Source organism: Citrobacter sp. MGH103 (genome assembly GCF_001034475.2).
Lineage (GTDB): Bacteria > Pseudomonadota > Gammaproteobacteria > Enterobacterales > Enterobacteriaceae > Citrobacter > Citrobacter freundii.
This window is the reverse complement of sequence record NZ_CP073043.1, coordinates 2,329,672-2,353,303: the sequence shown is the minus strand read 5'-3', so window position 1 is coordinate 2,353,303 and position 23,632 is coordinate 2,329,672. Positions and strand designations below refer to the sequence as shown.

24 protein-coding genes are annotated in these 23,632 nt (G+C 50.3%); 12 read left to right on the top strand and 12 right to left on the bottom strand.

Features of this window, described 5'->3' with window-relative positions:
• Window positions 1-142 precede the first annotated feature (142 nt).
• The 4 genes from pdeR to osmB all read left to right on the top strand — a co-directional run bounded on the left by pdeR (window position 143) and on the right by osmB (window position 3,834).
• Window positions 143-2,134, top strand: a complete 1,992-nt coding sequence (gene pdeR / locus SK33_RS11400; protein ID WP_008322389.1) for a cyclic di-GMP phosphodiesterase — start codon at window positions 143-145, stop codon at window positions 2,132-2,134.
• A gap of 182 nt (window positions 2,135-2,316) precedes the next feature.
• Window positions 2,317-2,499: a YciZ family protein gene (locus SK33_RS11395; RefSeq protein ID WP_003020577.1), complete on the top strand. Its 183-nt coding sequence runs from the start codon at window positions 2,317-2,319 to the stop codon at window positions 2,497-2,499.
• Between the two features lie 95 nt (window positions 2,500-2,594).
• Window positions 2,595-3,347: a DNA-binding transcriptional regulator YciT gene (yciT, locus tag SK33_RS11390; protein ID WP_003020580.1), complete on the top strand. Its 753-nt coding sequence runs from the start codon at window positions 2,595-2,597 to the stop codon at window positions 3,345-3,347.
• A 268-nt stretch (window positions 3,348-3,615) separates the two neighbouring features.
• A complete protein-coding gene (osmB, locus tag SK33_RS11385; RefSeq protein WP_003020583.1) occupies window positions 3,616-3,834 on the top strand; it encodes an osmotically-inducible lipoprotein OsmB in 219 nt (72 codons plus the stop codon).
• Window positions 3,835-3,924: 90 nt separating this feature from the next.
• Here the strand turns inward: osmB and yciH are convergent, their stop codons facing one another.
• From yciH to pgpB, 5 genes are all read right to left on the bottom strand, one after another.
• Window positions 3,925-4,251, bottom strand: coding sequence for a stress response translation initiation inhibitor YciH (gene yciH / locus SK33_RS11380; RefSeq protein WP_003843984.1), 327 nt, complete (start codon window positions 4,249-4,251; stop codon window positions 3,925-3,927).
• The gene (gene pyrF / locus SK33_RS11375) at window positions 4,252-4,989 is read right to left on the bottom strand and encodes an orotidine-5'-phosphate decarboxylase (protein WP_103856625.1); all 738 of its coding nucleotides are present in this window, start codon (window positions 4,987-4,989) and stop codon (window positions 4,252-4,254) included.
• 190 nt (window positions 4,990-5,179) lie between these two features.
• Window positions 5,180-6,349: a lipopolysaccharide assembly protein LapB gene (lapB, locus tag SK33_RS11370; RefSeq protein ID WP_003020592.1), complete on the bottom strand. Its 1,170-nt coding sequence runs from the start codon at window positions 6,347-6,349 to the stop codon at window positions 5,180-5,182.
• A gap of 6 nt (window positions 6,350-6,355) precedes the next feature.
• On the bottom strand, window positions 6,356-6,664 hold the full coding sequence (locus SK33_RS11365; protein WP_003020595.1) for a LapA family protein: 309 nt from the start codon (window positions 6,662-6,664) through the stop codon (window positions 6,356-6,358).
• Between the two features lie 149 nt (window positions 6,665-6,813).
• Complete coding sequence (pgpB, locus tag SK33_RS11360; protein WP_003020598.1) at window positions 6,814-7,578, bottom strand: phosphatidylglycerophosphatase B; 765 nt, start codon at window positions 7,576-7,578, stop codon at window positions 6,814-6,816.
• A 202-nt stretch (window positions 7,579-7,780) separates the two neighbouring features.
• Between pgpB and ribA the strand changes: the two genes are divergently transcribed.
• The gene (gene ribA, locus SK33_RS11355) at window positions 7,781-8,371 is read left to right on the top strand and encodes a GTP cyclohydrolase II (RefSeq protein WP_003020601.1); all 591 of its coding nucleotides are present in this window, start codon (window positions 7,781-7,783) and stop codon (window positions 8,369-8,371) included.
• A 49-nt stretch (window positions 8,372-8,420) separates the two neighbouring features.
• On the opposite strand, the gene acnA is transcribed toward ribA, so the two are convergent.
• Entirely contained in the window at window positions 8,421-11,096 is a 2,676-nt protein-coding gene (acnA, locus tag SK33_RS11350) for an aconitate hydratase AcnA (protein ID WP_048217842.1), read from the bottom strand.
• Between the two features lie 231 nt (window positions 11,097-11,327).
• Between acnA and SK33_RS11345 the strand changes: the two genes are divergently transcribed.
• Window positions 11,328-12,308, top strand: a complete 981-nt coding sequence (locus tag SK33_RS11345; RefSeq protein ID WP_000019445.1) for an IS5-like element ISKpn26 family transposase — start codon at window positions 11,328-11,330, stop codon at window positions 12,306-12,308.
• Window positions 12,290-12,472, top strand: coding sequence for a hypothetical protein (locus tag SK33_RS26650; protein WP_326928978.1), 183 nt, complete (start codon window positions 12,290-12,292; stop codon window positions 12,470-12,472). The genes SK33_RS11345 and SK33_RS26650 overlap by 19 nt, the downstream gene beginning before the upstream one ends.
• A 129-nt stretch (window positions 12,473-12,601) precedes the next feature.
• Here SK33_RS26650 and SK33_RS11340 read toward each other — a convergent pair whose 3' ends face one another.
• The 4 genes from SK33_RS11340 to topA all read right to left on the bottom strand — a co-directional run bounded on the left by SK33_RS11340 (window position 12,602) and on the right by topA (window position 17,010).
• On the bottom strand, window positions 12,602-12,772 hold the full coding sequence (locus tag SK33_RS11340) for a hypothetical protein (protein ID WP_008322403.1): 171 nt from the start codon (window positions 12,770-12,772) through the stop codon (window positions 12,602-12,604).
• A gap of 2 nt (window positions 12,773-12,774) precedes the next feature.
• Window positions 12,775-12,915, bottom strand: a complete 141-nt coding sequence (locus SK33_RS11335) for a YmiA family putative membrane protein (RefSeq protein ID WP_213083937.1) — start codon at window positions 12,913-12,915, stop codon at window positions 12,775-12,777.
• Window positions 12,916-13,229: 314 nt separating this feature from the next.
• On the bottom strand, window positions 13,230-14,204 hold the full coding sequence (cysB, locus tag SK33_RS11330; protein WP_003020610.1) for an HTH-type transcriptional regulator CysB: 975 nt from the start codon (window positions 14,202-14,204) through the stop codon (window positions 13,230-13,232).
• A gap of 208 nt (window positions 14,205-14,412) precedes the next feature.
• Window positions 14,413-17,010, bottom strand: coding sequence for a type I DNA topoisomerase (gene topA / locus SK33_RS11325; RefSeq protein ID WP_003840713.1), 2,598 nt, complete (start codon window positions 17,008-17,010; stop codon window positions 14,413-14,415).
• Window positions 17,011-17,408: 398 nt separating this feature from the next.
• Here topA and SK33_RS11320 point away from each other — a divergent pair, with 398 nt between their 5' ends.
• A complete protein-coding gene (locus SK33_RS11320; protein ID WP_003020616.1) occupies window positions 17,409-17,660 on the top strand; it encodes a YciN family protein in 252 nt (83 codons plus the stop codon).
• A gap of 110 nt (window positions 17,661-17,770) precedes the next feature.
• Here SK33_RS11320 and sohB read toward each other — a convergent pair whose 3' ends face one another.
• Window positions 17,771-18,817, bottom strand: a complete 1,047-nt coding sequence (sohB, locus tag SK33_RS11315; RefSeq protein ID WP_003843986.1) for a protease SohB — start codon at window positions 18,815-18,817, stop codon at window positions 17,771-17,773.
• A 221-nt stretch (window positions 18,818-19,038) separates the two neighbouring features.
• On the opposite strand from sohB, the gene SK33_RS11310 reads away from it, so the two are divergent.
• Both SK33_RS11310 and cobO read left to right on the top strand, forming a co-directional pair.
• Entirely contained in the window at window positions 19,039-19,800 is a 762-nt protein-coding gene (locus SK33_RS11310) for a YciK family oxidoreductase (RefSeq protein ID WP_048217845.1), read from the top strand.
• A complete protein-coding gene (gene cobO / locus SK33_RS11305) occupies window positions 19,797-20,387 on the top strand; it encodes a cob(I)yrinic acid a,c-diamide adenosyltransferase (RefSeq protein WP_003840707.1) in 591 nt (196 codons plus the stop codon). Before SK33_RS11310 ends, cobO begins: the two co-directional genes overlap by 4 nt.
• A gap of 83 nt (window positions 20,388-20,470) precedes the next feature.
• Here the strand turns inward: cobO and rluB are convergent, their stop codons facing one another.
• Entirely contained in the window at window positions 20,471-21,346 is an 876-nt protein-coding gene (gene rluB, locus SK33_RS11300; protein WP_003020625.1) for a 23S rRNA pseudouridine(2605) synthase RluB, read from the bottom strand.
• 254 nt (window positions 21,347-21,600) lie between these two features.
• On the opposite strand from rluB, the gene SK33_RS11295 reads away from it, so the two are divergent.
• Complete coding sequence (locus tag SK33_RS11295) at window positions 21,601-22,272, top strand: hypothetical protein (RefSeq protein ID WP_178317587.1); 672 nt, start codon at window positions 21,601-21,603, stop codon at window positions 22,270-22,272.
• Between the two features lie 68 nt (window positions 22,273-22,340).
• A protein-coding gene (locus tag SK33_RS11290; protein ID WP_096147877.1) for an IS3-like element ISSen4 family transposase occupies window positions 22,341-23,461 on the top strand; the annotation gives its coding sequence in 2 pieces (ribosomal slippage) (window positions 22,341-22,599 and window positions 22,599-23,461; 1,122 coding nt in all).
• Window positions 23,462-23,632 lie beyond the last annotated feature (171 nt).

Sequence of the window (23,632 nt, the reverse complement as noted above, 5' to 3'; positions counted from 1 at the left end):
CCGTTGGCTTTGCTTTTTACGGATTCTGGATTACACATAAATATATAAAAAAAACAATACGTTCAGCCATAATCACCCTGAATGAATCATGGCTACCCATACTTTTGAGGCTCTATGCGCTTTAAACGGGATAGTACACATCATGAAAGACGTCCGGGAGCTGATTACGTTGTATAGCTATGTGGGCACTAATAACCCTTACTGGCGTTTGTCAGAGGATTGCAACATCCTGCATTTCTCTGTCGAAGAAACGTCAGAGGCCGATCAGACCATCGAATTATCCCCGGAACAAGCCGATCGCATTCGCGAGATGACAGTAATTACGTCAAGTTTATTAATGACGTTACCGATTGAAGATGACAACATTCCCGTGCATCTTGTCGGCCGAAAAATCAATAAGCGTGAATGGGCCGGTAGCGCATCTGCCTGGGATGACACCCCTTCCGTCGCCCGTGACCTGGCTCACGGCCTCTCTTTTGCCGAACAGGTGGTTTCTGAAGCCAATTCAGTCATTGTCATTCTTGATCGCATGGGCAACATTCAGCGGTTTAATCGACTGTGCGAAGAGTATACCGGACTCAAAGAACGTGAAGTCATTGGCCAAAGTGTATTTACATTATTTATGAGTCGACGTGAAGCTGCCGCGTCACGACGCAATATCGAGGTCTTTTTTCGCGAAGGTAACTCATATGAAGTTGAACGCTGGGTGAAGACCTGCAAAGGACAGCGTCTGTTTTTATTTCGTAATAAATTTGTGCATAACGGTAGCGGCAAGAACGAAATATTTCTGATCTGTTCCGGGACCGATATCACTGAAGAACGCCGCGCCCAGGAGCGTTTGCGGGTGTTGGCGAATACCGACTCTATCACTGGATTACCCAATCGCAACGCTATTCATGATCTGATCAGCAATGCAATTGAGAACGCGGGCGATACTCAGGTCGGGATTGTGTACCTCGATCTGGATAACTTCAAAAAGGTAAACGATGCCTACGGGCATATGTTTGGCGATCAGCTATTGCAAAGCGTATCGCTGGCAATTCTCAGTTGCCTTAGCGAAAACCAGTTACTGGCACGGTTTGGCGGCGATGAGTTTATTGTCCTTGCCACCGAAACATCCCAGGGTTCACTGGAAGCCACCGCGTCGCGTATTCTGACACGCCTGCGTCAACCTTTTCGCATCGGCCTGATTGAAATCTATACCGGATGCTCTATTGGTATTTCCCTCGCTCCACAACATGGTCAGGACTGCGAGAGCGTCATTCGTAACGCCGATACGGCCATGTACACCGCGAAAGAAGGTGGCCGCGGACAGTTTTGTGTTTTCTCTCCGGAAATGAATCAGCGGGTATTTGAATATCTGTGGCTGGATACTAATCTGCGCAAGGCGCTGGAAAACGATCAACTGGTCATCCATTATCAGCCAAAGATAACCTGGCGAGGCGAAGTGCGCAGCCTGGAGGCGCTGGTTCGCTGGCAGTCTCCGGAACGTGGCCTCATTCCACCACTGGAATTTATCTCCTACGCCGAAGAATCAGGGCTTATCGTTCCTCTGGGTCGCTGGGTTATTCTGGACGTTGTGCGTCAGATAGCAAAATGGCGCGCAAAGGGAATCAATCTGCGCGTGGCGGTAAACGTTTCTGCCCGGCAGCTCGCCGATCAGACGCTATTTACCGATCTCAAGCAGGTGCTTCATGAACTCGACTTTGAATATTGCCCCATCGATGTCGAGTTAACGGAAAGCAGTTTAATTGAAAATGAGCAACTGGCACTGTCCGTCATTCAGCAGTTTAGCCAGATGGGGGCGCAAATCCATTTGGATGATTTTGGTACCGGTTATTCGTCACTGTCTCAACTGGCCCGGTTCCCACTTGATGCAATTAAACTGGATCAAACCTTTGTCAGGGATGTACACAAACAACCTGTTTCGCAGTCGCTGGTACGTGCCATTGTTGCGGTCGCACAGGCACTCAACCTACAGGTCATCGCCGAAGGTGTTGAAAGCGCGAAAGAGGATGCGTTTTTAACCAAAAATGGCGTCAACGAGCGTCAGGGTTTTTTGTTTGCCAAGCCAATGCCAGCAGTTGCATTTGAACGTTGGTATCGACGACACCTGAATAAAAAAACACGCTAATGCAGTGGGATCAAACGTTGAGAATAGCCATAAATGGACATTACGTAACGATCCTATCTGCATGTAATCACAGAATATATAATATTCTTCTATCGTTGAAGTTAATACTATTTTTCCCTTCTCTTTTGCCATGAAATTCTGCATCATGAAATTCAAACTCTATTGCCATTAGGATGATAACCATGTCTGATATCGACGCTCAGCGTCTGGCCGAACGCATTGATACTGTGCTGGATATCCTCGTTGCAGGTGATTACCACTCAGCTATCCATAATCTCGAAATTCTGAAGGCTGAGCTGCTAAACATGACCAAAGAAGATGCCGAATCTTTGCCCAAAAAGCACAAGGCTCCCTGGGAGATCTGATGGCATTAACCCTTTAATGTCGCTGCTGTAAGCAAACTGCACGTGAGGCAGTTTCCGTTTAATTTCCGATACGATATCGCAATAAAATTAATATTATGAATTCCCGACAACAATCTATTTTGCAGATGGTGACTGATAAAGGTCAGATGAGCGTTGCCGAACTGGCAAAAATCACCGGTGTCTCAGAAGTGACGATTCGACAGGATCTGAACACACTGGAAAAACAGAGTTATTTACGCCGAGCGCACGGTTTTGCTGTTTCATTGAACAGCGATGATGTGGAAACGCGCATGATGACTAATTTTACGCTGAAGCGTGAGCTGGCTGAATTCGCCGCATCGCTGGTAAGCCCAGGCGAGTCCGTATTCATTGAAAACGGCAGTAGCAATGCGCTCTTAGCCAGAACGCTCGCGGAGCAAAAAGATGTCACCATCATTACCGTCAGCAGCTATATAGCCCATCTGCTGAAAGAAACCCCTTGCGAAGTGATTCTCCTTGGCGGCATCTATCAGAAAAAAAGCGAAAGTATGGTTGGGCCCTTAACTCGCCAGTTTATCCAGCAGGTACACTTCAGCAAGGCCTTTATCGGCATTGATGGCTGGCAGGCTGACACCGGCTTCACCGGACGCGACATGATGCGTTCTGATGTGGTTAACGCGGTGCTGGAAAAAGGTGCAGAAGTTATTGTGCTTACTGACAGCTCAAAATTCGAAGCCATTCACCCGTACACGCTGGGTCCATTAGAGCGATTCAGCCGCGTAGTCACGGACTCCAGACTTAGCGCCAGCGTACAAATGCAGCTTGAGCACTCCGGATTAACCGTCAATATCATTGATGCCCACGCGTAACATCTTCAGCAGATGATTTGTCAGTTGGCAAATCATCTCCTCTCTGAGAGTTATCTGACAGCCCAATTAAGACTTTTTACCTGTCGTTAACAGGATTAAGTCGTAAAATTAATGTTAGCGATATAACAGGAACGAACCTCCAACTTCAGGATAGTGTTTGTAATGCCTTCGCTAAACGGTTTCACGGAAATATCTTCGTTAGCCTAAATTTAGCGCTATTCTTAAAGAACACTGGATTCCGTGAATCAATAATTCAGGAGAAAGTATTATGTTAGTAACGAGCAAAAAAATGACCGCTGCCATTCTGGCGATTACTCTGGCAATGTCGCTAAGCGCCTGCTCTAACTGGTCCAAACGCGATCGTAACACCGCAATCGGTGCTGGTGCAGGTGCAATAGGTGGTGCAGTCCTGACTGACGGCAGCACGCTGGGTACGCTGGGTGGTGCTGCAGTAGGTGGTATCATTGGCCACCAGGTGGGTAAATAATCTACGGTTGAACGGCTCGATATAATAATACGTTTACTTTTTCAGGTCTGTATTATTAAAAAGCCACGGAAAAATTCCGTGGCTTTTTTATTAACCGCCAGCCAGTTTAACTTTCATTCCTTTGGCTTCCAGCAGCGATTTAATCAGGTCGCGTTTATCACCCTGTATCTCAATCACGCCATCCTTCACTGCCCCGCCGCAACCACATTTTTTCTTCAGTTCCGCAGCTAATTTGGTCAGTTCGGCATCATCTTGATCAATACCGGTAATCAAACACACGCCCTTGCCTTTGCGGCCACTGGTCTGGCGCTGGATACGGACAATGCCATCGCCTTGTGGACGCACAGGAGCAGCTTTTGGTTCATCAATGCGCCCGGAGTCGGTTGAGTAGACCAGGCGAGAGTTTGAGTCGTTCATTTACGCACCTCGTTTCAGTGAGGCATTAATCATCTTCAGCGTCTGAGCCGGATCTGCCGACTGCGTGACCGGACGACCAATAACCATATAATCCACACCAGCTAACTGTGCTTGTTCCGGCGTCATAATGCGACGCTGGTCGCCCGCCTCGCTGCCTTCAGGACGAATACCCGGCGTAACCAATTTAAATGCCTGGCCAAACGCCTGCTTGAATCGCACCGCTTCCTGCGCGGAGCATACAACGCCATCCAAACCACAATGCTGGGTTAAGCGCGCCAGCCTTTCAGCATGTTCTGCAGGTGACAACGTCACGCCGAGATCGGCGAGGTCGCTGGCTTCCATACTGGTCAGAACCGTTACCGCAATCAGCAGCGGTGCGTCCTTTCCAAAAGGTAATAAGGCTTCACGTGCGGCGGTCATCATACGCGCCCCACCAGAAGCATGAACGTTAACCATCCACACGCCAAGCTCAGCCGCTGCCGCAACGGCATGCGCGGTAGTGTTGGGAATATCATGAAATTTCAAATCAAGAAAAACGTCAAAGCCACGCTGTTGTAAATCGCGAACCAACTGAGGTCCAAAAAGCGTGAACATCTCTTTGCCCACTTTCAAACGGCAATCACGAGGATCAATTCTGTCGACAAAAGCTAATGCTTTATCACGATTGGAATAATCGAGGGCGACAACGACAGGAGAATCAGTAACAGCACGAGAAGAAGATGAAGCAGTAAACGTCATGACCAGACCTTCTTGAGGATGGGCGCCGACAGTAGCGCGAAATGGGTAAACGGCGTGCATTCTACCTGCGGTAATAGAAAATTAACAGGCGCGATTCCATTTCTGCCAGGCGAATTTGGCCACGGCGGCTGAGGATGGCTTTGTTACTCAACATTAGTATGTTGTAACTAAAGTAAGATTTTTTTAAAAATTACAACCCATCAAGTCCGCGAATAGGCTTAATGGTTGACCATGAGCGACAAGATGGGCAGTGCCAGTACAGTGTATATGCGGTAAATCCGCATTTCTGGCAACGATAGCGCGGCTTGCTGCGCACCTGCTCCCCGACCATATCGCGCAGAACCATCAGGCTCTCTTTCGCGCGCCCTTCTTCTGCTTCGTTAAGATGGTAATCCATTAATTTGTGGAAAACGCGCATCGTAGGATGGCGTTGTAGTTGGCGGGTAATATAAACCTGAGCGGTATCAGTCCCCTCGCGCGCTTCAAGAATATCGGCCAGCATCAGCTCGGCGGCGGCGCCAGTATTCTCTTCAACGGCCCGACGTAAAAACTCTGCCCACTCATCGGTTTTCCCCAGATGCTGGTAGCAGCTTTGCAGCATTTCCAGCGTTTCGCTGACCAGTTCTTTATCCTGAGAAATCACGCGTTGCAGACTTTCAACGGCCTTCGCGTACTCGCCTTTCACCATGTACACACGGCCCATCATGATGGAAACCCGGGCACTGTTTTTGTCTGCCGCAGCCCCTTTTTTCAACAGCGCCATGGCACGATCCATATCGTCGCTGCCCATCTGCTGTAAGGCCAGTTCGCAGTAGAAGTGGGCTATCTCAATACGCTGTTTATCTTTGCCTAGCTTCACCAGACGTTCTGCGACATCAATGGCTTTCTGCCAATCGCTGGTCGCCTGATAAATTTGCAGCAGTTGCTGTAATGCACCGACGCGAAAATCTGTTTCATCGGTAAGCTGATTGAACATGTCTTCCGCGCGGTCGTACAGGCCTGCGGCCATGTAATCGCGCCCCAGCTGTTGTACGGCCAACAAACGCTGCTCGTAGGTCAGCGAAGCACTTTCCATTAACGTTTGATGGATGCGGATTGCGCGATCGACTTCACCGCGCGAGCGAAACAGGTTTCCGAGAGTGAGATGAGCCTCAACGGTGCCCGTATCCTCTTTTAGCATATCGAGGAACAGATCCACCGCTTTGTCTTGTTGGTTGCTCAGGAGGAAGTTAACCCCGGCGACATAGTCACGGGAAAGACGGTTAGCTTCATCCTGCTTGGTTTGTTGCGCACTTCTGCGACCCATATACCACCCATAGGCAGCGGCTACAGGTAAAAGCAGAAACAACAACTCCAACATAAATAATTATTCCTTCACAACCGACGAATCGGCAGAAACCGCAACGTCGGTCGCAGGCGTAAGCTGGTTTTCCAGTCGTTTGATTTTACGTTCGGCGCGCGCAAGAGACACACGAACCTTCAGCCAGAAAAGGCCGCAAATTAACCAACCAATCGCAAAACCTGCGGCAAACAATACAGCAAGCAGCGTAGAGATACGATACTCACCCTGAGCCAGCAGGTAATTAAACGTAACCTGTTGATCGTTTTGCGCACCTAATGTCACCGAAATAACAAAAATCGCCAACACCAGTAAGAAAATGAGTAAATATTTCACATTACTTCCCGTTATGTGGTTTAAGCGAATAAATCGTGTACAACTTACCGCGTTGAGCCCATTAAATTACCATTTTCACAACGAGTGCGAAATGGAAAAGCGCTTTCCGCTTTCTGATTTAAGGGCAAAATTTGAAAAATCAATCATAGCTAGCTTTCTTGCTCGCGTTGCGCGATTTCTTTTGCCTCCTGCACAGGCGGTGTAAGTGGTCCACATACTCGCTGCGCGAGCCAGGTCGCCAGCGTTACCAGCAGCCATGAAATCAGCGTTGCAACGACCAAATCACGCGGCCAGTGCATGCCCAACAGCAAGCGGCTACCCATAACACTTGTCGCCCAGATAAGCAAAAACACAATCGTCAGCGTACGTCTGCGTGGCCATAACAGCCCTACTGCCAGTAAAGCCCAACTGGCAGCAAACATCGTATGTCCTGACGGAAAGGCAAAACCCGTTTCTTTTTGCCAGTGCTTACGTAGAAACGTCGGAATATCCTGTTGTTCGGCCAATTGCTCTTTAACTAAGTTGCCACGATCTTTACGTTTTAAAGTGTAGAACTCATCAACCGGGATATGGTGCGTTTTTTCCAGCCATACGACAAAGGGCCGAGGTTCCTGCACCCTGTCTTTAACCCAGGACTTCACACCCTGACCGACTAAAATTGCCGCGGCCAGGATCGCAAACAGCATTACCGCAGCTTTCAGACGAAAACGCAGACACCACAGAAACCATGCGCAGAGCACAACGTGAGTGATAATCCCCCACGGCTGCGTCACCGTTTCCGTTACCCAGTACAGAGATTTTAGCCACCAAACGTTGTGTCCCGGCTGCCAACTCCAGCCCGATACCCATACAGCAACCGGCATAATAAGTAGCAGCCCGGCCCCGACCGCAGTGCGCTTTGCAATTGACAGCATTGCCTCTCCTTTCGTCGATAAGTCTCACAATCATAACTGAAAAAAGTGCATGCCGGGAAAATTGACATTTTTGTGCCATTCCAAAGGCGAATCCGTTGTCGCGATTAGGTGAACATCGTTGCCTTATGGCAAAATAGTGCAATACAGAACAAGAAGCCAACAGGCGACGGCACGACAGTGCCAGCATAATCTGGAGAATTACATGCAGCTTAAACGTGTGGCAGAAGCCAAACTGCCAACCCCCTGGGGTGATTTCCTGATGGTGGGATTTGAAGAACTGGCAACCGGACACGATCACGTCGCACTGGTTTTTGGCGATATCACTGGTCAAACGCCTGTTCTGGCGCGTGTCCACTCCGAATGTCTGACTGGCGATGCATTGTTTAGCCTGCGTTGCGATTGCGGCTTCCAGCTCGAAGCGGCTCTCACCCACATTGCTGAAGAAGGGCGCGGTATCCTGCTTTATCATCGTCAGGAAGGACGCAATATCGGCCTGCTCAATAAAATCCGCGCCTACGCGTTGCAGGACCAGGGTTATGATACCGTTGAGGCTAACCATCAGTTGGGCTTTGCGGCAGATGAGCGTGATTTCACGCTGTGTGCGGATATGTTCAAGCTGCTGGGCGTGGACGAAGTTCGTTTGCTGACCAATAACCCGAAAAAAGTGGAAATTCTGACCGAAGCGGGAATCAATATTGTTGAACGCGTGCCGCTGATTGTGGGTCGTAACCCGAACAATGAACATTACCTGGACACCAAAGCCGCCAAGATGGGGCATTTGCTGGGCAAGTAATGGCTGTTACCGCCGATAAAAAAGCCTGCTCTCGCAGGCTTTATGCATTTTAATTCAACATATTACGAATCACGTAGTGCAGAATACCATCGTTTTGGTAGTAAGTTAGCTCCGTCGCGGTATCGATACGGCAGCGGCATAAAATTACCTCTTTACGTCCATCTGAGCGAACCATATTCACCGGTACTGTTGCGCCCGGCTTGATGTTTTGCAGGTCCGTAATATCGATCGCTTCCTCACCTGTTAGCCCCAGCGTTTTGCGCGTGACGCCCTGCGGAAATTCCAGCGGCAAAATCCCCATACCAATCAGGTTAGAACGGTGAATTCGCTCAAAGGACTCAGCGATAACTACGCGAATCCCCAGCAAGCGCGGGCCTTTTGCCGCCCAGTCGCGACTGGAGCCAGAGCCATACTCTTTCCCGGCAATAACCGCCAGGGGGATATTCTCCTGTTGATATTGCATAGCCGCATCATAGATAGCCACTACCTCGGTTCCCGGCAAATGACGCGTCATCCCACCTTCCACGCCGGGTACCATCTCATTACGAATACGAATATTGGCAAAGGTACCGCGCATCATCACTTCATGATTCCCGCGGCGTGAACCATAGGAGTTAAAATCTTTACGCTCAACGCCGTGGCTTTGCAGATAACGACCTGCCGGGCTATCCGGCTTAATACTGCCGGCAGGAGAAATATGGTCGGTGGTGACGGAATCCCCAAGCATTGCGAGGATACGCGCACCATGAATGTCCTGGACCGGATCCGGCGTAGCCTGCATACCATCGAAGAACGGCGACAAGCGGATATAAGTTGAGTCAGACTGCCAACCATAGGTATCAGCCCGATCAACCTGGATAGCTTTCCATTCTGGCGTGCCTTCAAAGACTTCAGCGTACTCTTTATGGAACATGGCGGTAGAAACCTGCTCCACGGCACGGGCAATTTCCTGAGCCGTCGGCCAGATATCTTTCAGATAAACGGGATCGCCCTTTCTGTCATGGCCTAACGGATCTTTCGTCAGATTGATATTCATATTCCCTGCTAGCGCATATGCCACCACCAGCGGCGGAGACGCCAACCAGTTGGTCTTCACGAGCGGATGGATACGCCCCTCAAAGTTTCGGTTGCCGGAAAGTACGGCGCCAACGGTGAGATCGCCTTTTTTGATGGCTGTCTCGATAGGATCGGGTAACGGACCCGAGTTACCAATACAGGTGGTACAGCCATAACCTACAAGGTTAAATCCCAGCTCATCAAGGTACGGCGTGAACCCAGCCTGCGCCAGATAATCAGACACCACCTTCGAACCTGGCGCCAGCGAGGCTTTCACCCAAGGCTGACGTTTCAGACCAAGTGTCACTGCTTTTTTCGCCAGCAGTCCCGCCGCCATTAATACGCTTGGGTTGGAGGTGTTGGTACAGGAAGTGATAGCTGCTATCACCACCGCACCGTCCGGCAGCTTATACTGCTGGCCGCTCATGGTGTAGTCCACGGGCTGACGGTCTTTCAGCGAGCTATTTACTTCGAGTTCATTGCTCGCCGAAAACGCTTTCGGAACATCAGCCAGTGCCACCCGATCCTGCGGGCGCTTCGGTCCGGCAAGGCTAGCTTCCACACTGCCCATATCCAGCTCCAGTGAACTGGTAAATACGGGTTCATCCCCTGGATTACGCCACATTCCCTGCGCTTTGGCATAGGCGCTGACCAACTCAACCTGCTCCTCACTGCGTCCACTCAGACGCATATATTCAAGAGTGATGCCATCGATCGGGAAGAAACCGCAGGTTGCGCCGTATTCCGGTGACATGTTCGCAATGGTTGCCCGATCGGCCAGCGGTAAGGTGTCGAGGCCATCACCATAGAATTCAACAAATTTACCGACCACGCCGTGCTTACGCAGCATCTGGGTAACGGTTAAAACCAGGTCGGTAGCGGTGATACCTTCCCGCAGTTTGCCCACTAGTTTAAAGCCTACGACATCCGGGATAAGCATAGAGACCGGTTGACCCAGCATTGCTGCTTCAGCCTCAATGCCTCCAACGCCCCATCCCAGCACACCGAGACCATTAATCATTGTCGTATGGGAATCGGTACCGACCAGCGTATCGGGATAAGCCACCCACTCACCGTCCTGTAACTCGCTCCAGACGGCTTTGCCAAGATATTCAAGGTTTACCTGGTGGCAAATCCCCGTTCCCGGCGGTACAACGCTGAAGCGACTAAATGCCTGCTGTCCCCATTTCAGGAACACATAACGTTCATGGTTACGTTCCATTTCCAGGCGAACGTTTTCTTCGAAAGCATCATCATCACCAAAACGGTCCACCGTTACCGAGTGGTCAATGACAAGGTCCACTGGCGAAAGCGGATTCACTTTTGCCGTATCTCCCCCCAGACGTTTCACAGCTTCGCGCATGGCGGCAAGATCGACCACCGCCGGAACGCCGGTAAAATCCTGCATCAGAACACGAGCGGGTCGATAGGCAATTTCACGATCGGCGTGGGCGGTCTTCAGCCAATGTGCGAGAGCATGAATATCATCTTCGGTAACGGAATTACCATCCTGCCAACGAAGCAGGTTTTCCAGCAACACTTTTAGCGATTTGGGTAGTCGGGTGATATCACCCAGTGATTTAGCGGCCAGAGGTAAACTGTAGTAGCGGTAGGTTTTATCTTTAACCTGCAATGTGTCCATACTGGCTTCTCGTAGGGTCGACGACATAGCTCCTCCTTAAATGACAGGGTTGGATCCCCTGATTTTCCTCAGGGTTAGTATTAAAGATAACACAAACAAAATGTAACGCTTTGATAACAACTCAAAATGATAAAAGTAGCGGGCGATATAAAAGCGCGAACTGAGGTCGATGGTGAGGAGGAAGGTCTAGGGAAGGTGCGAACAAGTTCCTGATATGAGATCATCATATTCATCCGGAGCGCATCCCAGAGGGACATCATGAGCCATCAACTCACCTTCGCCGATAGTGAATTCAGCACTAAGCGCCGTCAGACCCGAAAAGAGATTTTCCTCTCCCGCATGGAGCAGATTCTGCCATGGCAGAATATGACCGCTGTCATCGAGCCGTTTTATCCCAAGGCGGGCAATGGCCGACGGCCCTATCCGCTGGAGACCATGCTGCGTATTCACTGCATGCAGCATTGGTACAACCTGAGCGACGGTGCCATGGAAGATGCCCTGTACGAAATCGCCTCCATGCGCCTGTTTGCCCGATTATCCCTGGATAGCGCCCTGCCGGATCGCACCACCATCATGAATTTCCGCCACCTGCTCGAGCAGCATCAACTGGCCCGTCAATTGTTCAAGACCATCAATCGCTGGCTGGCCGAAGCAGGCGTCATGATGACCCAAGGCACTTTGGTGGATGCCACCATCATTGAGGCACCCAGCTCTACCAAGAACAAAGAGCAGCAACGCGATCCGGAGATGCATCAGACCAAGAAAGGCAATCAGTGGCACTTTGGCATGAAGGCCCACATTGGTGTCGATGCCAAGAGTGGCCTGACCCACAGCCTGGTCACCACCGCGGCCAACGAGCATGACCTCAATCAGCTGGGTAATCTGCTTCATGGAGAGGAGCAATTTGTCTCAGCCGATGCCGGCTACCAAGGAGCGCCACAGCGCGAGGAGCTGGCCGAGGTGGATGTGGACTGGCTGATCGCCGAGCGTCCCGGCAAGGTAAAAACCTTGAAGCAGCATCCGCGCAAGAACAAAACGGCCATCAACATCGAATACATGAAAGCCAGCATCCGTGCCAGGGTGGAGCACCCGTTTCGCATCATCAAGCGGCAGTTCGGCTTCGTGAAAGCCAGATACAAGGGGCTGCTGAAAAACGATAACCAACTGGCGATGTTATTCACCCTGGCCAACCTGTTTCGGGTGGACCAAATGATACGTCAGTGGGAGAGATCTCAGTAAAAACCGGAAATAACGCCAGAAATGGTGGAAAAAATAGCCTAAATAGGCTGATTCGATGTGTTTGCGGGAAAAAAATCGGCCCAGATCCGCGAAATTTTAATCAGCGAGTCAGCTTGGGAAGAAATGACCTGCTTATTCGCACCTTCCCTAGCCGTGTAGATTAATAGGATGAATATTCAGCAGACAATAGAGCAATGGATAATACGTTGATTAGGTTGTTGATGACGATTACATGGATAAATGATTCGATATTCAAGGCCACAAGGTAATCGTTATTATAAAATACGTACGAATTATTGTTTCTGTTCATCATCATCAGTTAACAGATCAATAAACGCCCGTTGCTCAGGAGAAAGGTTCCAGGATTCGGGTACCTTCTGCCCCTTCTCTGCGACGGTTTTGCTCTCTTGTTCATGGTCATGAGGCGATAGCGTTTCGGTAGAGTGCTGCTCTGGTGCGGACATACTTACCCCCACACATTCCAGGCCACGAGTGCGACAATAATCCAGAATATCGCAGAACCAAGAAATACGGCGAACCAAGCTTTACGTTTCATCACCGGATCCCTGCGTGCTGGCTGGTTTCCTGAAGGCATCGCTAACCTCATACTATCGAAATCACTTATCATTTAGGCACCAAACAATCGGTACAATTAATCATCAGATAGGAGGAATCCTAATAAAAAAGGCGAAAAAAAGCCAGTTAATTTTCAGACTCGTCCTGATAAATAAATCGATTGTTTGATCGGTTATAAATATTTGAAAGGAATTTTTGGCAAGCTGACTAATTTGAAACTACTTTAGAGAACTTTTTCCATAAACTATATATGGTTAATTTATTCACGGTAAATTATCAATTAATTCAGTGTTTCCCGTCGGTATCGCTTTATGCTTATGGATACCGACGAGGTTACAGCCGTTATTATTTCTCAGGCAATTTAATATCTTTAAACATGGCTTCAATATCATCGTTGGAACGCAGCGCCACCGCCGTGTCCACCACATCACGCGTCAAATGCGGCGCGAAACGTTGAATGAAATCATACATGTAACTGCGTAAGAAGGTGCTGCGACGAAAACCAATTTTGGTGGTGCTATGGCTGAAGATATCGTGAGCATCCACGCGTACCAGGTCAGGATCGGAAACAGGATCAACCGCCATACTGGCAATTACACCCACGCCAAGGCCCAGACGAACATAGGTTTTAATGACATCAGCATCGGTCGCGGTAAAGACAATACGTGGCTCCAGACCCGCGCGGTTGAACGCGGTGTCCAGCTCCGAGCGTCCGGTAAAACCAAACGTGTAGGTCACCAGCGGATACTGTGCCAGTTCCTCAATAGAAACCGAAGATTTTCCCGCCAACGGATGATCCGGCGTGACGACGATTGAGCGGTTCCAGTGGTAGCAAGGTAACATCACCAGGTCGTCATACAGGTGCAAAGCTTCCGTCGCGATAGCAAAATCTGCATTTCCTTTCGAAACGGCTTCGGCGATTTGCGTCGGCGATCCCTGGTGCATATGCAATGAGACGCGAGGATAGCGCTCAATAAAACCTTTAATCACGTTCGGTAAAGCGTAACGCGCCTGAGTATGCGTAGTGGCGATATATAACGAGCCTTTGTCCGGCCAGGTATGTTCGCCAGCAACGGACTTAATGGCATCCACCTTCGACAGAACTTCTCGCGCAATACGAATAACTTCCTGCCCTGCTGGCGTAACCTGCGTCAGGTGCTTACCGCTACGGGCGAAAATCTGGATGCCAAGTTCATCTTCCAGCATACGAACTTGCTTACTGATACCAGGCTGCGAGGTATAAAGCCCTTCCGCTGTTGAGGAGACATTAAGGTTGTGGTTCACCACCTCAACAATGTAGCGAAGCTGCTGTAATTTCATGTTATGCCATCCCGATTCGCGCCATCAAATCATCGTTTCAGTGCAGGCTCGCGGGCGCTGCTAATACGATTTAATAATAAAAAGTCTGTTAACTATAACCACTATATCATTTATATGTACGCTGTATAGGTATGACAAAAAATAATATGCGAGAAACAAAAAGGGCCGCTTACGCGACCCTTTGAGGAGAAATTCAGCCGAAACGCTGTTATTTCTTCCCTTCTACCCATTTGCCGTCAACGAAGAACGCGGACCAGCCAGTCGCCTTACCGTCTTTCTCAGCGGCAACGTATTGCTGCTTGGTTTTACGGCTGAAACGAACCATGGACTTGTTACCATCCGGATCAGTTTGCGGCGCATCTGCCAGATAACGCAGTTTTTCCGGCAGGCGATCGCGGAAGCGGTACAACTCTTCCACCAACGGCGCACGAGTCTCACGTGATTTCGGGAACGTATTGGCCGCCAGGAAGATACCTGCAGCACCATCACGTAACACGAAATACGCGTCAGATTTTTCACACGGCAGTTCCGGCAACGGAACCGGGTCTTCTTTCGGCGGAGCGACTTCACCGTTACGCAGGATCTTACGGGTGTTTTTGCACTCGTCGTTAGTACACGCCATGTACTTGCCGAAACGTCCCATTTTCAGGTGCATTTCAGAACCACATTTTTCGCACTCGACGATAGGACCGTCATAACCCTTGATACGGAACTCGCCCTCTTCGATCTCGTAGCCGTCGCAGGTTGGGTTATTACCACACACATGCAATTTACGCTTAGGATCGATAAGATAACTGTCCATTGCCGTACCGCACTTCTGGCAGCGGCGTTTGGCGCGCAATGCGTTCGTTTCCGCGTCGTCGCCTTCCAGCACGTTCAATACTTCGTTTTCCGGCACCAGGTTAATGGTGGTTTTGCAACGCTCTTTCGGGGAAAGTGCGTAGCCGGAGCAACCAAGGAAAACGCCGGTACTGGCGGTACGAATACCCATTTTGCGTCCGCAGGTCGGGCAATCAATGCTGGTCAGCACCATCTGGTTCGGACGCATACCGCCTTCTTCAGGATCTTTCTCGGCTTTATCCAGTTGCTGAGTAAAATCAGTGAAGAAGTTGTCGAGTACGCCCTTCCATTCGGCTTCTTTATTCGCCACCTGGTCGAGGCTATCTTCCATCTGCGCAGTAAAATCGTAGTTCATCAGTTCGCGGAAGTTTTCTTCCAGACGATCGGTGACGATTTCACCCATTTTTTCAGCGTAGAAGCGACGGTTCTCTACGCGAACATAACCACGATCCTGAATCGTAGAAATGATCGACGCATAGGTAGATGGACGACCAATGCCACGCTTTTCAAGCTCTTTAACCAGCGAAGCTTCACTGAAGCGCGCAGGCGGTTTAGTAAAGTGCTGTGCTGGCGTCAGTTCGATAAGCGTCAGCGTATCGCCTTTGTCCACCGCCGGTAAGATGCGATCTTCATCGCCTTTACGCAACGCTGGCATCACTTTCGTCCAGCCATCGAAGCGCAGAATACGACCGCGCGCCTTCAGGCGGAAATCACCCGCACCCACGGTGAGCGTGGTGGAATCATATTTAGCTGGGGTCATCTGACAGGCAACAAACTGGCGCCAGATCAGCTGATACAGTTTTTGCGCATCAGCTTCCATATCTTTCAGCGATTCCGCCTGTACGGCGACATCGGAAGGACGGATAGCTTCGTGCGCTTCCTGCGAGTTCTCTTTGCTGGCGTACTGGTTCGCGTTTTCCGGCAGATATTTTTTACCAAAATTATCGCTGATGTAATCGCGAACCATGGTCACTGCATCCTGGCTCAGGTTGGTTGAGTCAGTACGCATGTAAGTGATGTAACCCGCTTCATACAAGCGCTGCGCCATCATCATGGTTTTCTTCACACCGAAGCCGAGACGCGTGCTCGCAGCCTGCTGTAGCGTGGAGGTAATGAACGGTGCGCCCGGCTTGCTGCTGGTCGGTTTATCTTCACGTTCCAATACGCTATAGCGCGCTTTTTCCAACAGGCTAACAGCGGCAAGCGTTTGTTCCCGATTTACGGGACGGAACGGCTTATCATTTTGATGCGTCACCTCAAGCGGCAACGCGTCGCCGCCCGGCGTGGTCGTATTAGCATCAATTTCCCAGAACTCTTCTGGAACAAATGCTTTGATTTCGCGTTCACGCTCAACCACCAGGCGCACAGCCACAGACTGTACACGACCAGCTGACAGACCGCGTGCAATTTTTTTCCACAGCAGTGGCGACACCATATAGCCCACAACACGGTCCATAAAGCGGCGCGCCTGTTGCGCATTAACACGATCGATGTTCAACTCGCCCGGTTTTTCAAACGCCTGGCGAATAGCATTTTTGGTAATTTCATTAAACACCACGCGGCTGTAGCGGGTGTCGTCGCCACCGATGACTTCCCGCAGGTGCCATGCAATGGCTTCCCCTTCGCGGTCAAGGTCAGTTGCGAGATAGATGTGGTCGGCTTTTTCAGCCAGTTGCTTCAGTTCAGAAACAACTTTCTCTTTACCAGGCAGCACTTCATAGCGCGCATCCCAGTTGTGCCACGGGTCAACACCCATACGGTTGACGAGAGCGCCACGTTCATCCTTTTTGGGCTTTTTAGCCGTTTTGGTGGAGGTTGAGTCGGCGCTCTTTTTAGTTGCTGAGCCACTGGTCGGCAAATCACGGATATGACCGACGCTGGATTTCACCACGTAGTCATTACCCAGATACTTGTTGATCGTTTTGGCTTTTGCCGGGGACTCAACGATGACAAGAGCTTTACCCATATTCACCTTTACCTAATTTGATTCTTCCAGAATGCGTCGCACGTTGATTCACCTTCCACTGGCGACGAGACATCGATATGGTCTCTGCGTCGGCGGATATCAACCCTTTAAACTGATTCGCGCTTGTAATGTAACTCTCATGTAACTGAGTTAACAGGCTTTTTTTCTCACAAACGCTCTAGCACGACGAAGTATTGGTCGAATGTCAAGCAAATCTGTTGCCAGATTGACGAAAGCGTCACACTGTACCTGATAAAATGCGTTACGCAACTTTATTAGCATGCAAAAACAAATCTCGCCAGTTGTAACACTGTCGTAAAACCTTCATTTATGTCAGGGAATATTTGCCCATAAGGCGGGCTCAGCGTAGACTAATGTCCTTGTTTAAGGAGTAAATCATGCATAAAGACACTCAACCCATCGATCGCGAAACACTGCTGATTGAAGCCAACAAAATCATTCGTGAGCATGAGGACACGCTGGCGGGGATTGTCGCCACCGGCGTTACGCAGCGAAACGGCGTGCTGGTTTTCAGCGGAGATTACTTTTTAGACGAGCAAGGGCTACCAACGCCCAAAAGTACGGCGGTGTTTAATATGTTTAAACACCTGGCGCACGTACTTTCCGAAAAGTATCACTTGATCGATTAACACGAGTAATAATTTGCCGGATGGCGGCATCGCCTTGTCCAGCCTATATTGATGCATATTTGTAGGCCGGATAGGAGATATGTGAGCATCGCTATCCGGCAATGACAATTTTACATCAGTGGCTTCTGCCCCCGCTGCCACCAGCGCATCAGCAAACGATCGGCGCTCTCCGCCGCACTACCGGTAAAACGATCCATCAGCTTTTTACGCTGCAGATAGCGAACGTTCAACACTTCACGACCTTCCATCAGCCCGAGGATCACCTCATCGCTGGTATTGATCTCATCCACCAGCCCATTTGCCAGCGCCTGTTGACCAAACCAGTGTTCACCGGTGGCAACCTGCTCAATGTCCAGAGTCGGACGCATGCGCTGCACAAAATCTTTAAACAGATGATGCGTTTCGTTCAGATCTTCGCGGAATTTCTGCCGCCCTTCTTCCGTGTTTTCACCGAGTAAGGTCAACGTACGCTTATACTGTCCGGCAGTGTGCAGTTCGATATCAATATCTTTCCCTTTCAGGAAGCGGTTAAAGTTCGGGATCTGCGCCACCACGCCAATTGAGCCGACGATAGCAAACGGTGCCGAGACAATTTTATCCGCCACGCAGGCCATCATATATCCGCCGCTCGCAGCGACTTTATCTACCGTAACGGTCAGCGGGATCTGCTTATCGCGCAGACGTTGTAACTGGGACGCAGCCAGGCCATAACCATGTACCACACCACCCGGACTTTCCAGACGAACCACCACTTGATCCTGAGGTTTAACAACCGCCAGCACAGCCGTCACCTCTTCGCGTAATGCGCTGACTTCATGGGCATCCATACTGCCTTTAAAATCAAGCACCCATACACGAGGTTTATCTGATGACGTACTGTCACCCAGTTTCGCTTTTGCCTTAGCCGCTTTCGCCTCCAGCTTTTGTTTCTTTTTCTGCGCCTTATGCCAGAATTTTTGCTGATGCCCATCCAATAAGGCTAGCGACAGGTCTTCCTTCATCTCTTTATATTGATCGCTGAGGTTAATAACCCGCAATTCCCCACGCTGACGTTTGCGTTGTGTCGCGTTTACGATCAGCATCACCACCACTGCAATAGCCACCACGACAGTGACAATTTTTGCCAAAAACAACCCATATTCAGACAACAATTCCACGAGACCCACCTTGGTTAAACAACGCGACTTCCGCTCAGTGTACAACAGGCGTGTCACCTCGTCTTGCTTCATACATCTAGTGCTGAATCAGTAAAAAGCATGACAAAGCGTTCATTTTGCGGTGTTATTGCCTTTGGCTGATTGAAAAAGTACAGGGTTTAAGGCATAAAGCCCAAAAGTTATCGCGAACGAGATATCCAGGACGTCGCCGAGGAGTTGCCGTGCATTACCAACCTAAACAAGACCTTCTACAGGGCCGCATTATTCTTATCACCGGTGCCAGCGATGGTATCGGACGCGAGGCCGCGCAGACCTATGCACGCTATGGCGCGACCGTTATCCTGCATGGGCGTAACGAAGAAAAACTGCGTCAGGTTGCCCGCACTATCGCCGATGAAAACGGAACACAACCACAGTGGTTTACACTGGATCTACTGACCTGTACCTCTGAAGAATGTCACCAGCTTGCGCAGCGCATTGCTGCACATTTCCCGCGTCTGGATGGCGTACTGCATAACGCCGGATTACTCGGCGATATTTGTCCAATGAGTGAACAAAACCCGCAGGTCTGGCAGGATGTGATGCAGGTAAATGTAAATGCCACTTTTATGCTGACTCAGGCATTGCTGCCGTTGTTACTCAAATCCGATGCCGGATCGCTGGTCTTTACCTCTTCCAGTGTCGGTCGCCAGGGACGCGCCAATTGGGGAGCATATGCCACCTCAAAATTTGCGACCGAAGGGATGATGCAGGTTCTGGCTGATGAGTATCAAAACCGTCATCTGCGCGTAAACTGTATCAATCCTGGAGGGACGCGAACTGGCATGCGAGCCAGCGCATTCCCAACGGAAGATCCGCAAAAATTGAAAACTCCCGCCGATATTATGCCGCTCTACCTGTGGCTGATGGGCGATGACAGCCGCCGTAAAACCGGTATGACTTTTGATGCCCAGCCGGGCCGTAAACCAGGAATTGCCCAATGAGTGAAGAACGCTATCAGCAACGTCAACAGCGCGTAAAAGATCGGGTTGACGCACGCGTTGCCGCAGCGAAAGATGAGCGCGGAATTATCATCGTGTTCACCGGAAATGGTAAGGGTAAAACCACCGCCGCATTCGGTACCGCCACGCGCGCGGTGGGCCATGGTAAAAAAGTCGGCGTCGTACAATTTATTAAAGGTACGTGGCCAAACGGAGAACGTAACTTACTTGAACCCCACGGCGTAGAGTTTCAGGTTATGGCGACAGGATTTACCTGGGAAACGCAGAACCGCGAGTCTGACACCGCAGCCTGTATGGCCGTGTGGGAACACGGCAAGCGGATGCTGGCCGACGATGAACTGGATATGGTGATACTGGATGAGCTGACCTACATGGTGGCATACGACTATCTGCCGCTTGAAGAGGTCATCAATGCCCTGAACGCGCGCCCAGCCCATCAAACGGTCATTATCACCGGCCGTGGATGTCATCGCGATATTCTGGAGTTGGCTGACACGGTCAGCGAGCTGCGCCCGGTCAAGCATGCGTTTGAAGCGGGCGTGAAAGCCCAACCAGGGATCGATTATTGAGTGTAGGCCGGATAAGGCGTTTGCGCTGTATCCGGCTCCACGCTAACGCCTGATGGCGCTTTGCTTATCAGGCCTGGTTATGATTAACCGTTGTTGCTGCGACCACCCGGACGACGGCTGCTGCCAACCTGAGAGTGGCGCTTCACCGCGCGACGGATCTGATTCGCCTTCATGCGACGACGATCTTTCTCGACGGCCACTTTAGAGGTCGTTTCCGGCTTCAGCTCCACCAGTTCACGCAGATAGTTGGTCTGAGCAAGATCAAGCTCTGTCCAGCCACCACGCGGCAGGCCTTTCGGCAGCGGGATATCACCGTAACGGACACGAATCAGACGGCTTACCTGTACACCTACAGCTTCCCACAGGCGGCGGACTTCACGGTTACGCCCTTCGGTCAGCGTGACGTTATACCACTGGTTGATCCCTTCACCACCGCTGAACTTGATCGTTTTAAATGCCGCCGGACCATCTTCCAGCTGCACGCCACGACTCAGATCGCGCAGTTTTGCATCATCAACCTGACCAAACACACGTACCGCATATTCACGCTCAACTTCGCGGCTTGGGTGCATCAGACGGTTAGCCAGTTCACCATCGGTGGTAAACAGCAGTAAACCGCAGGTATTCACGTCCAGACGCCCTACGGCAATCCAGCGCGCATCACGCAGTTTTGGTAAACGATCAAACACGGTCGGACGACCTTCTGGGTCGTTTCGGGTACACAGTTCGCCTTCTGGCTTGTAATAGGCCAGAACACGGCAGATTTGCTCCGCAGACTCTTTAACCGAAATCAGATGACCGTCGATACGGATTTTCAGACCCGGAGTGACTTCAACGCGATCGCCGAGCGTGGCAATTTTGCCATCAACGCTCACGCGACCCGCGGCAATAATAGATTCGATTTCACGGCGAGAACCGTGGCCAGCACGCGCCAGCACTTTTTGTAACTTTTCGCTCATAGAGCTTCCTTTAGGTGTCGCCTTCACAGGCGTCTGATATACTTTTTAAAACAACGAGTTAGCAAAAGATTCAACTTAACTCACTGATCTATAACTCTTTCATGGTACACAGCATGGCAAACAACGTGTCACACAAGCTGTCACACACAATGATTCGTGGGCGCACATATTACACTAACTTTAGACTAAATGATTCAACAACTTTTGTGCGCTTAAGTCTCGGTACTGATAGCCTAAAGCAAGCAGAAGTGATCATGAATCAGATCCGCCCTTTCATTCCCCTTGTGCAGAATGGAACGATGAACCTCGATGAGTTCAAACGCAAAATGCAGGGCTACCGAGCCGCCACTAAGCAGGACTTTGACAACTATCTTCTTCATGCACTCGAAAGGGATGTTGACGAAGTGAAGCGTCTGCCTGAGTTAGGACAATGGCACAGAAACATGAATCCTGACCATCCTTTAACAGCTTCTGATACGATTGAGGCAGCTCAAGGTTACTCAGAAGCACACTTCCAGCGCATGATGAATGGTAGCAATCAAATGGCAAACGAAGTGCTTGCAAGTCTTCACATGGAGAAACTTGAACTTTCCAAGGATGATTTGCCCCTTGCTAATCAAGTGGGCGCTGCTCTTGATATGAGCCGCGCGACCGTCGCGCAAGCCTATGAAGCATTCTTTTCGAATGATCTGCTGCGATATCGCCAACTTATTGCCACACTGCAAGCTCAGTTAGAAGAGCAGAAACTGAAATCCTCACCGCAAAGTATTGTTCAAGCAAACCAGTCTTTATCAACGGAATTCAAAGACACTGCAAGCCAGGAAATCAAACTATCCGAAGCATGGACTCGGTATGTTGAAGAAAAAGGTCAAAAATGGCGTGCAAACATTGCTAACGAGAACCAGCGTTTCTTTGATGTACTGTGACCTGCTCCCCGTTGATTAGTACACCCCGATGTTAGTAATGTCTTCATAAGCCACATGAGGACATCCCCATGAAGAAGCGTTTTTCCGACGAACAGATCATCAGTATTCTCCGCGAAGCCGAAGCTGGGGTACCCGCCCGTGAACTCTGCCGCAAGCATGCCATTTCCGATGCCACGTTTTACATCTGGCGTAAGAAGTATGGCGGTATGGAGGTGCCTGAAGTTAAGCGCCTGAAGTCGCTTGAGGAAGAGAACGCCAGACTCAAGAAGCTGCTTGCCGAAGCCATGCTGGATAAAGAGGCGCTTCAGGTGGCTCTTGGGCGAAAGTACTGACGACAGACCAGAAGCGGGAAGCCGTGATGTTGATGTGTGATGCGACCGGTCTGTCGCAACGTCGTGCCTGCAGGCTTACAGGTTTATCCCTGTCGACCTGCCGCTATGAGGCTCACCGTCCGGCTGCTGATGCGCATTTATCAGGGCGCATCACTGAGCTGGCACTGGAGCGCAGGCGTTTTGGCTACCGTCGTATTTGGCAGTTGCTGCGCCGTGAAGGGCTTCATGTTAATCATAAGCGCGTGTACCGGCTTTATCACCTCAGTGGCCTGGGCGTAAAACGCAGAAGACGTCGTAAAGGGCTGGCAACAGAACGTCTGCCGCTGCTCCGTCCGGCGGCGCCCAATCTGACCTGGTCGATGGATTTCGTCATGGACGCACTTTCCACCGGTCGCAGGATCAAGTGTCTTACCTGCGTCGATGATTTCACAAAGGAATGCCTGACGGTCACTGTTGCCTTTGGGATTTCAGGCGTTCAGGTCACGCGTATTCTGGACAGCATTGCACTGTTTCGAGGCTATCCGGCGACGATAAGAACTGACCAGGGGCCGGAGTTCACTTGCCGTGCTCTGGATCAATGGGCCTTTGAGCATGGTGTTGAGTTGCGCTTAATCCAGCCGGGCAAGCCAACGCAGAACGGATTTATTGAGAGCTTTAACGGACGATTTCGCGATGAATGTTTGAATGAGCACTGGTTCAGCGATATCGTTCATGCCAGGAAAATTATTAATGACTGGCGGCAGGATTATAACGAATGCCGCCCGCACTCCACGCTGAATTATCAGACACCGTCTGAATTTGCAGCGGGCTGGAGAAAGGGTCATTCTGAGAATGAAGATTCCGACGTTACTAACTGAGTGTTGTATCTAATCGTGGGGGCAGGTCAGTTGCTCTTTCAAGAGGGGCAAAGTCAGTCAGTATTTTTTCTACACACCAATATATAGGATGATTTAGCGGTTGATTATACAAGCCTATAAGATTTAGTCATTACCTAATGACTTGATATTACTAACTAAATCCCATAACCA

Excerpts from the sequence above, each read along its gene's own strand:
- pyrF (WP_103856625.1), bottom strand. The coding sequence starts at position 4,989 with ATGACGTTTACTGCTTCATCTTCTTCTCGTGCTGTTACTGATTCTCCT.
- ribA (WP_003020601.1), top strand. The coding sequence starts at position 7,781 with ATGCAGCTTAAACGTGTGGCAGAAGCCAAACTGCCAACCCCCTGGGGT.
- osmB (WP_003020583.1), top strand. The coding sequence starts at position 3,616 with ATGTTAGTAACGAGCAAAAAAATGACCGCTGCCATTCTGGCGATTACT.
- SK33_RS11345 (WP_000019445.1), top strand. The coding sequence starts at position 11,328 with ATGAGCCATCAACTCACCTTCGCCGATAGTGAATTCAGCACTAAGCGC.
- acnA (WP_048217842.1), bottom strand. The coding sequence starts at position 11,096 with ATGTCGTCGACCCTACGAGAAGCCAGTATGGACACATTGCAGGTTAAA.
- cobO (WP_003840707.1), top strand. The coding sequence starts at position 19,797 with ATGAGTGAAGAACGCTATCAGCAACGTCAACAGCGCGTAAAAGATCGG.
- SK33_RS11335 (WP_213083937.1), bottom strand. The coding sequence starts at position 12,915 with ATGAGGTTAGCGATGCCTTCAGGAAACCAGCCAGCACGCAGGGATCCG.
- cysB (WP_003020610.1), bottom strand. The coding sequence starts at position 14,204 with ATGAAATTACAGCAGCTTCGCTACATTGTTGAGGTGGTGAACCACAAC.
- rluB (WP_003020625.1), bottom strand. The coding sequence starts at position 21,346 with ATGAGCGAAAAGTTACAAAAAGTGCTGGCGCGTGCTGGCCACGGTTCT.
- yciT (WP_003020580.1), top strand. The coding sequence starts at position 2,595 with ATGAATTCCCGACAACAATCTATTTTGCAGATGGTGACTGATAAAGGT.
- lapB (WP_003020592.1), bottom strand. The coding sequence starts at position 6,349 with ATGTTGGAGTTGTTGTTTCTGCTTTTACCTGTAGCCGCTGCCTATGGG.
- pgpB (WP_003020598.1), bottom strand. The coding sequence starts at position 7,578 with ATGCTGTCAATTGCAAAGCGCACTGCGGTCGGGGCCGGGCTGCTACTT.
- pdeR (WP_008322389.1), top strand. The coding sequence starts at position 143 with ATGAAAGACGTCCGGGAGCTGATTACGTTGTATAGCTATGTGGGCACT.
- SK33_RS11295 (WP_178317587.1), top strand. The coding sequence starts at position 21,601 with ATGAATCAGATCCGCCCTTTCATTCCCCTTGTGCAGAATGGAACGATG.
- yciH (WP_003843984.1), bottom strand. The coding sequence starts at position 4,251 with ATGAACGACTCAAACTCTCGCCTGGTCTACTCAACCGACTCCGGGCGC.
- SK33_RS11340 (WP_008322403.1), bottom strand. The coding sequence starts at position 12,772 with ATGTCCGCACCAGAGCAGCACTCTACCGAAACGCTATCGCCTCATGAC.
- SK33_RS11320 (WP_003020616.1), top strand. The coding sequence starts at position 17,409 with ATGCATAAAGACACTCAACCCATCGATCGCGAAACACTGCTGATTGAA.
- topA (WP_003840713.1), bottom strand. The coding sequence starts at position 17,010 with ATGGGTAAAGCTCTTGTCATCGTTGAGTCCCCGGCAAAAGCCAAAACG.
- SK33_RS11395 (WP_003020577.1), top strand. The coding sequence starts at position 2,317 with ATGTCTGATATCGACGCTCAGCGTCTGGCCGAACGCATTGATACTGTG.